We start from the raw sequence: 14,506 nt of genomic DNA, 5'->3' as shown, positions 1-14,506 counted from the left end.
ACCCTCGCGCGGGGACCAACGGTTTTCTTTGAATGCCCACCGCTTCCGGCAGGCATTTGTCATCAAAAGTTGGGCTTGTAATCAAAACTTGCGGCGGCTTCCGTATCGGAAAACGGCGTAATGACCTGCTTTTTATTGATGATCGCGTTGACGAACGAACTGGGGAACATCTGGATGCAGTTATTGAATTCCTCGACGGTCCGGTTGAAGACCGTCACAGCCGCCGCGATATTCGCCTGCTGCTCGACGATTTCTTTCATCAGACTGCTGACGATCCCCGCCGCCTTGAGATCCGGATAGGCCTCGAAGGCCATGTTCAGACCCACCATCAGTTCCCGCGTGGCCATCTGTGTCGACTTCAGGGCTTCACCACTGGCCGCCTCAGGCAACCTGCCCAGTGCCGCACGCAGCCCTACCACCTTCTCCAACACGTTGCTTTCATAGATCTTGAAACTGGAAGCCTGCTCCTCCAGGGCATCCAGCACCTTGATCTTCTGCCGCTCATACACAAGCACATCGGCCCAGGCGCGCTGGGCCCGGTTTCCGGCACCGACAATCTTGTTGTAGTAGTACCAGAGGAGCCAAGCCACCAGTATCGCTATAAGAAGGATGATCATTTACGGCTCCATTTGCTGCGTTTTGTTCTTCGGTAGATTGAAATTATCGTCGTGCAACTCGGCGAACTCATGCAGCAACTCCAGCACAGGCTTCAAACGCGGCATGGTTACCCCACGCATCAAGGCCGCATGAAAAGCGACCGGCTCTGCAAGGCTCACGGCCGACGTCTCGATGCCCACCACATCATCATTGCTGAAGCTCACACAAAGCCGGTTCCGAGGGGAAAACTCAAAGTTCACATCCTTCAATTCCCGGGCAATCTGCAACAGTTTGAGCACCGTAACCGGCGTAGCAAAAGTCGCGCAGGCCATTTCGGTTGCCCCCGTCAATGTAAAGGTCGAGTTGAACTCCCTGGTCGTGGTCTTGTAGGAATGCTCGCGATCCATTGCCCGATGCCTGTCACCACGAACACTCACCTCGGCAGTCCAGGGAAACTCGAACACCAGGCTATAACGGTCGTAGCCGACGAACCGGGTTCTGGTTTCCCGACGAGAACCACCTTTGCCATCGGAAACCGATACCTCATAAGTTTCCTTGTCGACGTAATGCAAGTGGTGGAACGCATAAGGCAAATCATGCACCGCACCACGATAAACGCCCGACAAAGAACTTTTGAGTTCTTGGGAATAGTTGCCCCGGCGATAGTGCGCAAACTCATCCATCAGCACCGCCAGGGTCAACATAGCCAAAGCCGTCCCATCACTCAGGCCGGTGTTCAGCAGCGCCGCTTTGTGGATGATCTTGCGCGATAACCCTTGCACCACATCCGGATGGATAAAGTGCGTCGCACCGCGTCGTTGCATCAGGTAGATCCCGGGAATCAACAGCGGCCAGATGAGGATGCCGGCAATGCAGAGAAACCAGGCCAGTTTTTTGGAGTTGGGATCAAAGCGGCTCAGGACCAGCGGTCCGGGAAAATCGCGGATCCGCTCCACCGCCTTGAGCAGGTCCCGAGGCGAGACGGCCGCATCTACCAGACGATCCACATCATCGAACAGCGCAGGCAGCGCATTCGCCTCTCTAGCACCAGCCATTGATCATCCTTGAATGGGGGACATACACGTCGCTATTGCGCTACCGCCGCTCAGCACTCGTTCAAGCCGTCACGGAAGCGAATCGCCAGAGCCTTGAGGTTCTGCCGCCAGAGCTCCAATTCTTCCCGACTCAATTCAGGCGGCTCTTCTTCATCGAGATTGACGGCAACGATCAACGGCTGGGTGACATCGCCCTTGGGTTTGTGCGGCACCCGTGGCGGCTGGAACATGGCCGAATGGGCCGCCAGCAACTTCGCCAGCCAAGTCTGTGGGTTATGTGCCAGCTCGACCAGTTCGGCCAGCTCGGGAATGGCGATGCTGTGCAGCACTTCCCGGGTCAACAGCAACTCCGCACGCGACGCGTTGGCTTGCGGCAAGCGATAGAAACCGGCGATCTCATGACACAGGCCAAGCAACGCACCGTACAGATGAAACAGCACCGACTCTCGTCCCGCCTGCACCAGCGCCTGGGCATTCATCGCCCCGCCCGCTTCGGCCCGCGCCAGGGCTTCCAGCGACAAGCCGGCAAAATAAATTTTCTGGTTGGTACGGGTATAGAGTTCGTGGGCCATGACGGCAGTCTCCACAACGAATAAATAACAGCGGGCTGGCCGTACAGTGTCGTGGAACACTCCGGCCAACCGCAAGCCCAAAAGAAAGGCCGCGCGCCCCTTGAGGAGCCTGCGCGGCCTGGCGGAAACGCCCGATACGGACGTTAGCGCTTGTCTTCGACCTTCCAGCTACCGCCATCGTAGAACGCGCGCCAGCCGGTCGGCTTGCCGTCGACTTCGGTCTGCACGTACTGCTCCTTGGTCTTGCGGCTGTAGCGGACTACCGCCGGGCGACCGTCCGGATCCTTTTTCGGCGCTTCGCAGAGGAAGTGATACTTGGGATCAATCTCATCCTTGTGCGGAATCAGCTCGATCACCAAGGGAGCGCGGGTCTCACGGTTTTTCGGGAACTGACTGGCCGCCAGGAACAACCCGGAAGCGCCGTCGCGCAGGATATAGGTGTCGTTGACCTTCTCGCATTTCAGCTCGGGCATCTTCACCGGATCCATCTTCGGCGGCGCCGCGTCGCCACTCTTGAGCAGCTTGCGGGTGTTCTTGCAGGTCGGGTTGGTGCAACCGAAGAACTTGCCGAAACGGCCGGTCTTGAGCTGCATTTCGCTGCCACACTTGTCGCACTCCAGGCTCGGCCCTTCGTAGCCCTTGATGCGGTAGCTGCCCTCTTCGATCTCATAACCCGCGCAATCCGGGTTGTTGCCACAGATGTGCAGCTTGCGTTTCTCGTCCAGCAGATAGGCGTCCATCGCAGTGCTGCAGATCGGGCAACGGTGCTTGCCACGCAGCACCAGCGATTCCGACTCGCCTTCGTCGTCCGCGGCGATTTCGTCGCCCGGCACCAGGTTGACCGTTGCCTTGCAACGCTCCTTCGGCGGCAGGCTGTAGCCCGAGCAACCGAGGAACACACCGGTGGACGCGGTACGAATCTGCATCGGGCGACCACAGGTGAGGCATGGGATGTCGGTCATCACCGGCTGGTTGGCGCGCATGCCGCTTTCAGTGCCTTCGGCCACTTCGAGCTTCTTCTTGAAGTCGCCATAGAACTCGTCAAGCACGTTTTTCCAGTCACGCTCGCCCTGGGCCACGTCGTCGAGGTGCTCTTCCATGCCGGCGGTGAAACCGTAGTCCATCAGGTTGGAAAAGCTCTCGGACAGACGCTCGGTGACGATATCGCCCATCTTTTCCGAATAGAAACGACGGTTGTGCAGCGCTACATAACCACGATCCTGGATGGTGGAAATGATCGCCGCATAGGTCGAAGGACGACCGATGCCACGTTTTTCCATTTCCTTGACCAGGCTGGCTTCGGAGTAACGCGCCGGCGGCTTGGTGAAGTGCTGGCTTGGGTCGAGCTTGATCAGCTTCAGCACATCGCCCTGCGCCATGTCCGGCAGGACATCGTCGTCGCCCGGCTTGCTCATCTGCGGCATGACGCGGGTGTAACCGTCGAACTTGAGGATACGGCCTTTGGCACGCAGCTCGAAGCCGCCAGCGGCGACACTGACGGTGGTCGACAGGTATTGCGCCGGCAGCATCTGGCAGGCCACGAACTGGCGCCAGATCAGCTCGTAGAGACGCTCAGCGTCGCGCTCCATGCCCGACAGCTTGCTCGGGTGGGTATTAACATCGGACGGACGAATCGCTTCGTGCGCCTCCTGGGCCCCTTCCTTGCTGCTGTAGAAGTTCGGCGAAGACGGCAGGTATTTGTTGCCGAACTCTTCTTCGATGTAGGTACGCGCCATCGTCAAGGCATCAGCCGAGAGGTTGGTCGAGTCGGTACGCATATAGGTGATGTAGCCGGCTTCATACAGACGCTGGGCCATCATCATGGTTTTCTTCACCCCGAAGCCCAGGCGGTTGCTCGCGGCCTGCTGCAGGGTAGAGGTAATGAAAGGCGCCGACGGCTTGCTGCTGGTCGGTTTGTCTTCACGCTTGGCGATGGTGTAGGTCGAGGCCTTGAGCTTCTCCAGGGCCGCCATGGCCTGGGCTTCGTTCAGCGGCTTGAAGGCTTCGCCGTTTTCGCGGGCCACTTCGAAACGCACATTGGCGCCCTTGGCGGTACCGAGATCGGCATGGACCTCCCAGTACTCTTCAGGGATGAAGGCACGGATCTCGCGCTCACGCTCCACCACCAGCTTTACCGCGACCGATTGCACACGGCCGGCGGACAGGCCACGGGCGATCTTGGCCCACAACAGCGGCGAAACCATGTAGCCCACCACGCGGTCGAGGAAACGCCGCGCCTGCTGGGCATTGACCCGGTCGATATCCAGCTCGCCCGGCTGGGAGAAGGCTTCCTGGATCGCCTTCTTGGTGATTTCGTTGAACACCACGCGCTTGTAGCGGCTGTCATCCCCACCAATGGCTTCCCGCAGGTGCCAGGCAATGGCCTCCCCTTCGCGGTCCAAGTCCGTTGCGAGATAGATGGTGTCGGCATCCTTGGCGAGCCGGCGCAGCTCTTCGATGACTTTTTCCTTGCCCGGAAGGATCTCGTACTTGGCTTTCCAGCCGTGTTCCGGATCGACGCCCATGCGCGAGACCAGCTGCTTGCGTGCCTTCTCCTTGGCCGACAGCGCGGGCGCTTCACCAGCAGCCGCCTTGCCACGCTTGGCGGCAGGCTCTTTGGCGGCACTCGCCGAACCGCTGGTGGGCAGGTCTCGGATATGGCCGATACTCGACTTCACCACGTATTGGTTGCCCAAGTACTTGTTGATGGTCTTGGCCTTAGCCGGGGATTCCACAATGACCAGCGATTTGCCCATGGATCGGAAAATTCCTGAATTCGAGAAGTGAGAGGCGGTTGGCGCCTGACGCGGCACCGCTATATATAGTGGCAACAAGGTGAGGTCAAGCGCAGGGTTCTGCGCGACCCCGGCTCAGACCGGCGAAAAAAGACTGGCCTCGGCCTGCACCAAAGCAAAGCGTGGCACCTGCTCGCCGTCAACTTCGACGGACTCCAGGAACATGCTCAAGGGACGCACCCAAAAGCCGTAATCGCCATACAGGGCTTGGTAGAACACCACTTCTTCTTCCGTCTCGGAATGCCGCGCCACGCTGAAAACACGGTACTGCGGCCCCTTGTAATGCTGATAGAGCCCGGGTTGTAACTGCATGCTCTGGCCCTCGTGCAAAATCTTTTTCAAATAAAAACAAATAAATCTTCAGAAAACAAAAACCGGGGCACTGGGCCCCGGCTTCCATCGACGCAACGCTTAAACGCGTTCGAAGACGGTGGCAATGCCCTGGCCAAGGCCGATGCACATGGTGGACACGCCAAAGGTGCCGCCATTTTGCTTCATGACATTGAGCAAGGTGCCGGAGATACGCGCACCGGAACAACCGAACGGGTGACCCAGGGCGATCGCGCCGCCGTGCAGGTTAACCTTCTCGTTCATCTTGTCGAGTACTTTCAAGTCTTTCAGCACAGGCAGGGCCTGCGCGGCGAAAGCTTCGTTGAGCTCGAAGAAGTCGATATCGGCAATTCCCAGGCCCGCGCGCTTCAGTGCTTTCTGCGTAGCCGGTACTGGACCATAGCCCATGATCGCTGGGTCCACACCTGCCACCGCCATCGAGCGGATCACCGCCATCGGCTGGATGCCCAGGTCCTGGGCACGCTGCGCCGACATCACGATCATGCACGAAGCACCGTCGGTGATCTGCGAAGAAGTACCGGCAGTCACGGTACCGCCCTTGGGATTGAACGCAGGCTTGAGGGTCGCCAGGCTTTCCAGGGTGGTCTCGGGACGAATGGTTTCGTCGTAGTCGAACAGTTTCAGGAAACCGTTCTCGTCGTAGCCCTGCATCGGGATGATTTCGTCCTTGAACTTGCCTTCCACCGTCGCCTTGTGGGCAAGCTGGTGGGAGCGCAGGCCGAAGGCATCCTGTTGCTCGCGGGTAATGCCGTGCATCTTGCCCAGCATCTCGGCGGTCAGGCCCATCATGCCCGAGGCTTTCGCCGCGTACAGGGACATGTGCGGGTTCGGATCGACACCGTGCATCATGCTCACGTGGCCCATATGCTCGACGCCACCGACCACGAACACGTCACCGTTGCCGGTCATGATCGCCTGGGCGGCTGTGTGCAATGCGCTCATCGACGAGCCGCACAGGCGGCTGACGGTCTGGCCCGCGGAGGTGTGCGGGATCTGGGTCATCAGCGACGCCATGCGCGCGATGTTCCAGCCCTGCTCCAGGGTCTGGTTCACACAGCCCCAGATCACATCCTCGACTTCCGCCGGATCGACCTTGGCGTTGCGTTCCAGCAGTTTGCTGATCAGGTGCGCCGACATGTCTTCGGCGCGGGTGTTGCGGTGCATGCCGCCCTTGGAGCGGCCCATCGGAGTACGACCGAAGTCGACAATCACGACGTCTCTAGGATTCAAGCTCATATATTCACTCTCGCTCTAGTAGGGGGCGCTTAACCGAAGAAGCTCTGGCCGTTCTTGGCCATTTCACGCAGCTTCGCGGTCGGGTGGTACAGCGCGCCCAGATCGGCGTACTGGTCGGCCAGGGCAACGAACTCGGCAACACCGATCGAATCGATGTAGCGCAGCGCACCGCCACGGAATGGAGGGAAACCAATACCGTAGACCAGGCCCATGTCGGCTTCGGCCGCGGTTTCGACGATGCCGTCTTCCAGGCAACGAACGGTTTCCAGGCACAGCGGGATCATCATCCAGTTGATGATGTCCTCGTCGGTGACTTCACGCTGCTCGTAGACGATCGGCTTGAGCACTTCCAGCACCGAAGGGTCGGCCACTTTCTTCTGCTTGCCTTTCTTGTCGGCCTCGTAGGCGTAGAAACCCTTGCCGTTCTTCTGGCCCAGGCGCTTGGCTTCGTAGAGCACGTCGACGGCCGAACGACGGTCGTCCTTCATGCGATCCGGGAAACCTTCGGCCATCACATCGCGGCCATGGTGGCCAGTGTCGATGCCGACCACGTCCATCAGGTAGGCCGGGCCCATCGGCCAGCCGAATTTTTCCATGATCTTGTCGATACGGACGAAGTCCACACCGGCGCTGACCAGCTTGGCGAAACCGCCGAAGTACGGGAACAGTACGCGGTTGACCAGGAAGCCCGGGCAGTCGTTGACCACGATCGGGTTCTTGCCCATTTTCTTGGCGTAGGCAACGGTGGTGGCGACCGCCAGCTCGCTGGACTTCTCACCACGGATGACTTCGACCAGCGGCATCATATGCACCGGGTTGAAGAAGTGCATGCCGACGAAGTTTTCCGGACGCTTGAGGGCCTTGGCCAGCAGGCTGATGGAAATGGTCGAGGTGTTCGAGGCGAGGATGGTGTCCTCTTTGACCTGGGCTTCGACTTCAGCCAGTACCGCTTGCTTGACCTTCGGGTTCTCGACGACCGCCTCGACCACCAGGTCGACGTGACCGAAGTCACCGTAGGACAGCGTCGGGCGAATGCCGTTGAGCACTTCGGCCATCTTCGCCGCGGTCATGCGACCTTTGTCGACGCGGCCGACCAGCAGCTTGGCGGCTTCCGCCAGCCCCTGCTCGATACCGTGTTCGTTGATGTCTTTCATCAGGATCGGCGTGCCCTTGGACGCCGACTGGTAGGCGATACCGCCGCCCATGATGCCGGCGCCAAGTACGGCGGCCTGCTTCACGTCGTGGGCGATTTCGTCATAGGCCTTGGCCTTTTTCTTCAACTCCTGGTCATTCAGGAACAGGCCGATCAGGCTCTGCGCGGCAGAAGTCTTGGCCAGTTTGACGAAGCCTGCGGCCTCCACTTCCAGCGCCTTGTCACGACCGAAGTTGGCGGCTTTCTGGATGGTCTTGATGGCTTCGACCGGCGCCGGGTAGTTCGGGCCAGCCTGGCCGGCGACAAAACCCTTGGCGGTTTCGAAGGACATCATCTGTTCGATGGCGTTGAGCTTGAGCTTTTCCAGCTTCGGCTGACGCTTGGCCTTGTAGTCGAACTCGCCGGAGATGGCGCGCTTGACGGTGGCCAGGGCGGCTTCATGAAGTTTTTCCGGAGCGACGACCGCGTCGACGGCACCGACTTTCAGCGCGTCTTCGGCACGGTTTTCCTTGCCAGCGGCAATCCACTCGATGGCGTTGTCGGCACCGATGATGCGCGGCAGGCGAACGGTACCGCCGAAGCCCGGGTAGATACCCAGCTTGACTTCCGGCAGGCCGATCTTGGCGCTGGTCGACATGACGCGGTAGTCCGCTGCCAGGCACATTTCCAGACCGCCACCCAGCGCGATGCCATTGATCGCGGCAACGGTCGGAACATTGAGGTCTTCGAAATCGCTGAAAATCTTGTTGGCTTCGAGGTTGCCTGCAACAAGCTCGGCATCCGGCAGCTTGAAGTTGTCGACAAATTCGGTGATGTCGGCGCCGACGATGAACACGTCCTTGCCACTGCTGACGATCACACCCTTGATCGACGCATCTGCCTTGATGGCGTCCACGGCCGAACGCAGTTCGTTCAGGGTAAGACGGTTGAACTTGTTGACGGACTCACCCTTGAGGTCGAAATTCAATTCGACGATGCCACTTTCAAGAGCCTTAACCGTGATGGCTTTACCTTCGTAAATCATCAACTGATCTCCACGATATGGAAGCTGAACAGTACACGTCGGACGCTAACTTCTGGCTCGACAGCGACGTTTCCATCGATGCTACGCCAATCCGCCAGGCACACCCGCCAACGCGATAGTCGGGATTCTGTAGGAGCGCTCAGCTAATACAAACGCTCAATTCATACGCCCGTTTGATTTGGGTACGCCACATTCACGGAAAATCCGACAATTGTCAATCGCCCAAAAGGCTGTTTGAAACGCGACTTCGCGGTCACTCCAGGCCGGCAGCGCCATCGATATCCCACGCACATTCCACGACATTCATAGGATCAATCTTTAGAAAAATCGCCCTAATACACCGCATCCGCAGACGCCTCGCGACTACGCTGGCACAACCTTAGAGCAAAAATGGAACACGCCGAGCGAAAACCAGGCGTAAGATCACGGCATATTTATCCGGTCACACCCCGGAACAAAGGGATCAACAGGATTTACCGGCCTGCCTGGCCAACCCCAGCCCGACTCTGTCGGGCTTTTTATTGCCCGCGGTTCACTGCTTCTGCGCCATTGCAGCGCAGAAGTGCCTCATGCCAGGGCCTTGAGTACCGCGGCAATGTCTTGCAAAACACTGGCTTCGCCCCGCTCACCCCAATACAAGACGACCATCTGCCGATCAGCCTCGATCTTGAACACATTGGCGGGCAGTGTTCGGAACTGCTCGAGCAAGGCCGCGTCCTCGCATTCTTCCCGCCACTGGTTGACCCACACGCCCGGCGCGCTTTGCCAATAGACCCAGCAGGCCGCCTGCGCACTGCGCCGCGGCCGGTGGTACTGCGCACAGGGGTTCGGCGGCTGCGGAACCATCCAGTGCGGCCACTCCTGGGGCGCCAATTGCATGGCCAACCCCATGCGTCGCGCCTCCATGCGCAGGGCTATCTGCCCGCTCTGGCGGCGCGACGGACGCAACCATGCCAGCGGGCTCAACACCAGCGCGAGGATTGACACCACTATCCAGACCGTCATATCTGTACTCCCGATTCTTGACGAGCCGATTGATCCAGGTCGGAACCAATCCGCTTGAAACCAGCCATACTTGAAGCTATTGCAATCCTCAGGAGGAGCACCTCATGCCCTACCACCATATTCTGGTCGCCGTAGATCTAACCGAAGAGTGCGATCCTGTTATTCACCGGGCTCGCGAGCTCTCGGTCAGCAACGGCGCCAAATTGTCCCTGGTGCACATTGTCGAACCGATGGCCATGGCGTTCGGCGGCGACGTACCGATGGACCTGTCCCAATTGCAACAGCAACAGTTCGACCAGGCCAAGGAACGCCTCGATCGCCTCATCACCAAATACCCTGAGCTGTCCAAGGAATACAGCCACCTGACCTATGGCCAGCCACGCCAGGAAATCCATCATCTGGCCAAGGAACAGGAGTGCGACCTGATCGTGGTCGGCAGCCATGGTCGCCATGGCCTGGCCCTGCTGCTGGGCTCGACCGCCAACGACGTGCTGCACGGTGCACCCTGCGACGTATTGGCCGTGCACCTGGTCAAACGCTGAACCCATCGACGGCAAGCCCCTGCGCTTACCACCCCTCCCTATAAAAAAGCCCGACATCGATGTCGGGCTTTTTTATTGCCACCAGGTCACTCAGGCATCCAGCTCGGCCCAGCGTTCGACCAGCACATCCAGTTCAGCGTTGAGCCATTCCAGCTGGGCGATGACTGCCGTCGTCTCGGCGGCGGGACGCTGATAGAAGCCGGCGTCGGCCATTTCCGCCTCCACGGCAGCGATTTGCTGCTCCATCGCCTCGATCTGGCCAGGCAAGGCCTCGAGTTCGCGCTGCAACTTATAGCTGAGCTTCTTCTTCGCCGCAGGCGCTTCCTGCGCCACGGCAGGTGCCGCCGCGACAGGCGCGACCACCGCCGAATTCAGCTCGGCCTTGCCGGACTTGTTCTCGGTCACGCCCAGCAGGCGTGGCGAACCACCCTGGCGCAGCCAGTCCTGATAACCGCCGACGTATTCGCGAACCTTGCCTTCGCCCTCGAACACCAGGGTGCTGGTGACCACGTTGTCGAGGAATGCCCGGTCGTGGCTGACCATCAGCACCGTGCCCTGGAAGGTCAGCAGCACTTCTTCCAGCAGTTCGAGGGTTTCCACGTCCAGGTCGTTGGTCGGTTCGTCGAGTACCAGCAGGTTGGCCGGCTTGCTGAACAGCTTGGCCAGCAACAGACGGGCACGCTCACCGCCGGACAGCGCCTTGACCGGCGTGCGGGCACGCTGCGGGCTGAACAGGAAATCGCCCAGGTAGCTGAGCACGTGACGGCTCTGGCCATCGATCTCGATGAAGTCGCGACCTTCGGCAACGTTATCGATCACGGTCTTTTCCAGGTCCAGTTGATGACGCAACTGGTCGAAGTAAGCCACGTCGATGCGCGTCCCCTCCTCGACCTTGCCGCTGGTTGGCACCAGGCCCCCGAGCATCAGCTTGAGCAGCGTGGTCTTGCCGGTACCGTTGGCGCCCAGCAGGCCGATACGATCGCCGCGCTGCAGGACCATGGAGAAGTTCTTCACCAGGAACGGACCGTCCGGATGGGCGAAGCTCACGTCTTCGAGGACCATCACCTGCTTGCCGGATTTCTCGGCGGTCTCCAGCTGGATATTGGCCTTGCCGGTCCGTTCGCGGCGCTCGCTGCGCTCGACCCGCAGCGCCTTGAGCGCCCGCACCCGGCCTTCGTTACGAGTACGACGGGCCTTGATGCCCTGACGGATCCACACCTCTTCCTGGGCCAGACGCTTGTCGAACAGCGCGTTGGCGGTCTCTTCGGCCGCCAGCATCGCTTCCTTGTGCACCAGGAAGCTGGCGTAGTCGCCGTTCCAGTCGATCAGGCCGCCACGGTCCAGCTCGAGAATCCGGGTCGCCAGGTTTTGCAGGAAGGAACGGTCGTGGGTAATGAAGAGGACCGCGCCCTGGAAATCCTTCAGGGCTTCTTCCAGCCAGGCGATGGCGCCGATATCCAGGTGGTTGGTCGGCTCGTCGAGCAGCAGCAGGTCCGGTTCGGACACCAGGGCCTGGGCCAGCAGCACGCGGCGACGCCAGCCACCGGACAGCTCGGCCAGGGTCTTGTCGGCCGGCAGTTGCAGGCGGCTCAGGGTGCTGTCCACCAGCGTCTGCAGACGCCAGCCGTCACGGGCCTCGAGGTCATGCTGGACGTGCATGAGTTTTTCCAGGTCGGCATCGGTGACGATGTTCTGGCTCAGGTGGTGATACTGCGCCAGCAGCTCGCCCACGCCATCGAGGCCCTGGGCGACGACGTCGAACACCGTCCGCTCGTCAGCCACCGGCAGTTCTTGCGGCAATTCGCCGATTTTCAGGCCGGGCGTGCGCCATACGGAACCGTCGTCGGGCTTCTGATCGCCCTTGACCAGCTTCAGCATGCTGGATTTGCCAGTACCGTTACGACCGATGATGCACACCCGCTCGCCACGGGCGATCTGCCAGGACACCTTGTCCAACAGCGGCATAGCGCCGAAAGCAAGGGACACATCGCTGAATTTGAGCAGGGTCATGAGCTTCTCCAAAAACCGGGCGCGCATTCTACCTGAGTTGAGGCCCCATAAGGCCGGCATTTTCGCCTCTGAAGCACCCGGAACAACATTTGCCGCGAACTGGCGGCGAGAGACGGGCAAAGCTTTCACCCGTTGCTGGCAAAAGGCTAAGCTAGGGAACAATCAGTGTTGGCCTCGTCGGCACTTGTCATGATTTCTCTGCACGGATGTCTCATGCGCAGTCGCCTTTTCAATCTTTTTTCCTGCCTGCTTCTTTCAGCCTCTGCCGTGCACTCTGCGCAGGCCGCGGACCTCACCCTCCAGCGTCAATACTACGATGAAGCCAAGCGCGCCCTGGCCAAGGGCGACTCCGGGCCGTATTTCCGCTACAGCCAGGCACTGGCGGACTACCCGCTCGAGCCCTACCTGGCCTATGACGAGCTGACTGCCCGGCTCAAGACGGCCAGCAATGCCGAGATCGAGAAGTTCCTCGGCGAGCACGGCGACCTGCCCCAGGCCAACTGGATGAAACTGCGCTGGCTGCGCTGGCTGGCCGAACGCGGTGACTGGGCCACCTTCGTCAAGTACTACGACCCCAAGCTCAACTTCACCGAGCTGGATTGCCTGAACGCGCAATATCAGCTGGGCCACAACCTCAAGGCTGAAGGCTACGCCGCCACCGACAAGCTGTGGCTGAGCGGCAAATCCCTGCCAGCCACCTGCGACGCGCTGTTCGCGCAATGGGCTGCCGAAGGCCAGTTGACCGAGCAGAAACGCTGGCAGCGCGCCAAACTGGCCGCCGAAGCGCGCAACTACGCGCTGGCCAACAGCCTGGTCAAAGGTATGAGCACCCTCGCCCCCCAGGGTCGGCTGTTGATCGATGTCGCGCAGAAGCCCGAACTGCTCAGCCAGCCTTCGCGCTTCACCCCGGCCAGCGAAGCCATGTCCGACGTGGTCGGCCTGGGCCTGCGCCGCCTGGCTCGCCAGGACCCGGACAGGGCCATGGCCCTGCTCGACGGCTATGCCAGCAGCATGCATTTCTCGCGTGACGAAAAAGTGGCGATCGCCCGGGAAATCGGCCTGACCCTGGCACGGCGCTTCGACAGCCGCGGCTTGGACGTGATGACCCAATACGACCCCGAGCTGCGCGACAACACGGTTTCCGAGTGGCGCCTGCGCCTGCTGCTGCGCCTGGCCCGCTGGGAAGATGCTTACCAGTTGACCCGCAAGCTGCCCCAGGATCTCGCCACCACCAACCGCTGGCGCTATTGGCAGGCTCGCAGCCTGGAGCTGGCCGAACCGCAGAACCCACAGGCCCAGGCTCTCTATAAAGGCCTGGCCAACGAGCGCGACTTCTACGGTTTCCTCGCCGCCGACCGCACCCAGTTGCCGTATCAGTTGAACAACAAGCCGCTGATGCTCAGCCAGCAAGTGATCAACAAGGTACGCAATACACCGGGCGTGCGTCGGGCCCTGGAATTCCATGCCCGGGGCCAGATCGTCGATGGCCGTCGCGAGTGGTACCACGTCAGCCGCCACTTCAACCGCGACGAAATGGTCGCCCAGGCCAAGCTGGCCTACGACCTGAAATGGTACTTCCCGGCGATCCGCACCATCAGCCAGGCGAAATACTGGGACGACCTGGACATCCGCTTCCCGATGGCCCACCGCGACACCCTGGTGCGCGAAGCCAAGGTCCGCGGCCTGCACTCGAGCTGGGTGTTCGCCATTACCCGCCAGGAAAGCGCGTTCATGGACGATGCCCGCTCCGGGGTGGGCGCGGCCGGCCTGATGCAACTGATGCCCGGCACCGCCAAGGAAACCGCGCGCAAGTTCAGCATTCCGCTGGCCTCGCCGCAGCAGGTGCTGGACCCGGACAAGAACATCCAGCTCGGCGCCGCCTACCTGAGCCAGGTGCACAGCCAGTTCAATGGCAACCGGGTGCTCGCGTCCGCCGCTTACAACGCCGGCCCGGGCCGTGTGCGCCAGTGGCTGCGGGGCGCCGACCACCTGAGTTTCGACGTCTGGGTGGAAAGCATCCCGTTCGACGAAACCCGCCAATACGTGCAGAACGTGCTGTCCTATTCGGTGATCTACGGCCAGAAGCTCAATTCGCCGCAGCCACTGGTAGATTGGCATGAACGCTATTTCGACGATCTGTAGGCGCTAGCGCCCAATGAAAATGCC

The 14,506-nt window shown here is 60.5% G+C and carries 11 protein-coding genes; 2 read left to right on the top strand and 9 right to left on the bottom strand.

The genetic code is table 11. The annotated features are described in order from the left end of the window. Window positions 1-62: 62 nt before the first annotated feature. From TO66_RS09970 to TO66_RS09935, 8 genes are all read right to left on the bottom strand, one after another. A complete protein-coding gene (locus TO66_RS09970) occupies window positions 63-617 on the bottom strand; it encodes a LemA family protein (RefSeq protein WP_044462181.1) in 555 nt (184 codons plus the stop codon). Next, window positions 618-1,652: a hypothetical protein gene (locus tag TO66_RS09965; RefSeq protein ID WP_044462180.1), complete on the bottom strand. Its 1,035-nt coding sequence runs from the start codon at window positions 1,650-1,652 to the stop codon at window positions 618-620. A gap of 50 nt (window positions 1,653-1,702) precedes the next feature. Further along, on the bottom strand, window positions 1,703-2,224 hold the full coding sequence (locus TO66_RS09960) for a DUF6586 family protein (protein WP_044462179.1): 522 nt from the start codon (window positions 2,222-2,224) through the stop codon (window positions 1,703-1,705). Between the two features lie 143 nt (window positions 2,225-2,367). Next, window positions 2,368-4,980 carry a type I DNA topoisomerase gene (topA, locus tag TO66_RS09955; RefSeq protein ID WP_044462178.1) on the bottom strand — a complete coding sequence of 871 codons (2,613 nt, stop codon included), beginning with the start codon at window positions 4,978-4,980 and terminating at the stop codon, window positions 2,368-2,370. Window positions 4,981-5,094: 114 nt separating this feature from the next. Further along, window positions 5,095-5,331 carry a DUF1653 domain-containing protein gene (locus TO66_RS09950; RefSeq protein WP_044462177.1) on the bottom strand — a complete coding sequence of 79 codons (237 nt, stop codon included), beginning with the start codon at window positions 5,329-5,331 and terminating at the stop codon, window positions 5,095-5,097. A gap of 99 nt (window positions 5,332-5,430) precedes the next feature. After that, window positions 5,431-6,606: an acetyl-CoA C-acyltransferase FadA gene (gene fadA, locus TO66_RS09945; RefSeq protein ID WP_044462176.1), complete on the bottom strand. Its 1,176-nt coding sequence runs from the start codon at window positions 6,604-6,606 to the stop codon at window positions 5,431-5,433. A gap of 29 nt (window positions 6,607-6,635) precedes the next feature. Continuing rightward, complete coding sequence (gene fadB, locus TO66_RS09940) at window positions 6,636-8,783, bottom strand: fatty acid oxidation complex subunit alpha FadB (protein ID WP_044462175.1); 2,148 nt, start codon at window positions 8,781-8,783, stop codon at window positions 6,636-6,638. A gap of 567 nt (window positions 8,784-9,350) precedes the next feature. Then, the gene (locus TO66_RS09935) at window positions 9,351-9,788 is read right to left on the bottom strand and encodes a hypothetical protein (RefSeq protein ID WP_044462174.1); all 438 of its coding nucleotides are present in this window, start codon (window positions 9,786-9,788) and stop codon (window positions 9,351-9,353) included. Between the two features lie 104 nt (window positions 9,789-9,892). Here TO66_RS09935 and TO66_RS09930 point away from each other — a divergent pair, with 104 nt between their 5' ends. Then, a complete protein-coding gene (locus tag TO66_RS09930; protein WP_044462173.1) occupies window positions 9,893-10,330 on the top strand; it encodes a universal stress protein in 438 nt (145 codons plus the stop codon). A gap of 90 nt (window positions 10,331-10,420) precedes the next feature. Here TO66_RS09930 and TO66_RS09925 read toward each other — a convergent pair whose 3' ends face one another. After that, complete coding sequence (locus TO66_RS09925; RefSeq protein WP_044462172.1) at window positions 10,421-12,340, bottom strand: ATP-binding cassette domain-containing protein; 1,920 nt, start codon at window positions 12,338-12,340, stop codon at window positions 10,421-10,423. A 213-nt stretch (window positions 12,341-12,553) separates the two neighbouring features. Between TO66_RS09925 and TO66_RS09920 the strand changes: the two genes are divergently transcribed. Beyond that, on the top strand, window positions 12,554-14,482 hold the full coding sequence (locus TO66_RS09920) for a transglycosylase SLT domain-containing protein (RefSeq protein WP_044462171.1): 1,929 nt from the start codon (window positions 12,554-12,556) through the stop codon (window positions 14,480-14,482). The last annotated feature ends 24 nt before the right edge of the window (window positions 14,483-14,506 follow it).

The sequence above is a fragment of the Pseudomonas sp. MRSN 12121 genome (genome assembly GCF_000931465.1).
Taxonomy (GTDB): domain Bacteria; phylum Pseudomonadota; class Gammaproteobacteria; order Pseudomonadales; family Pseudomonadaceae; genus Aquipseudomonas.
The sequence above is the reverse complement of the archived record's forward strand: the minus strand, read 5'-3'. Positions and strand labels throughout refer to the sequence as shown.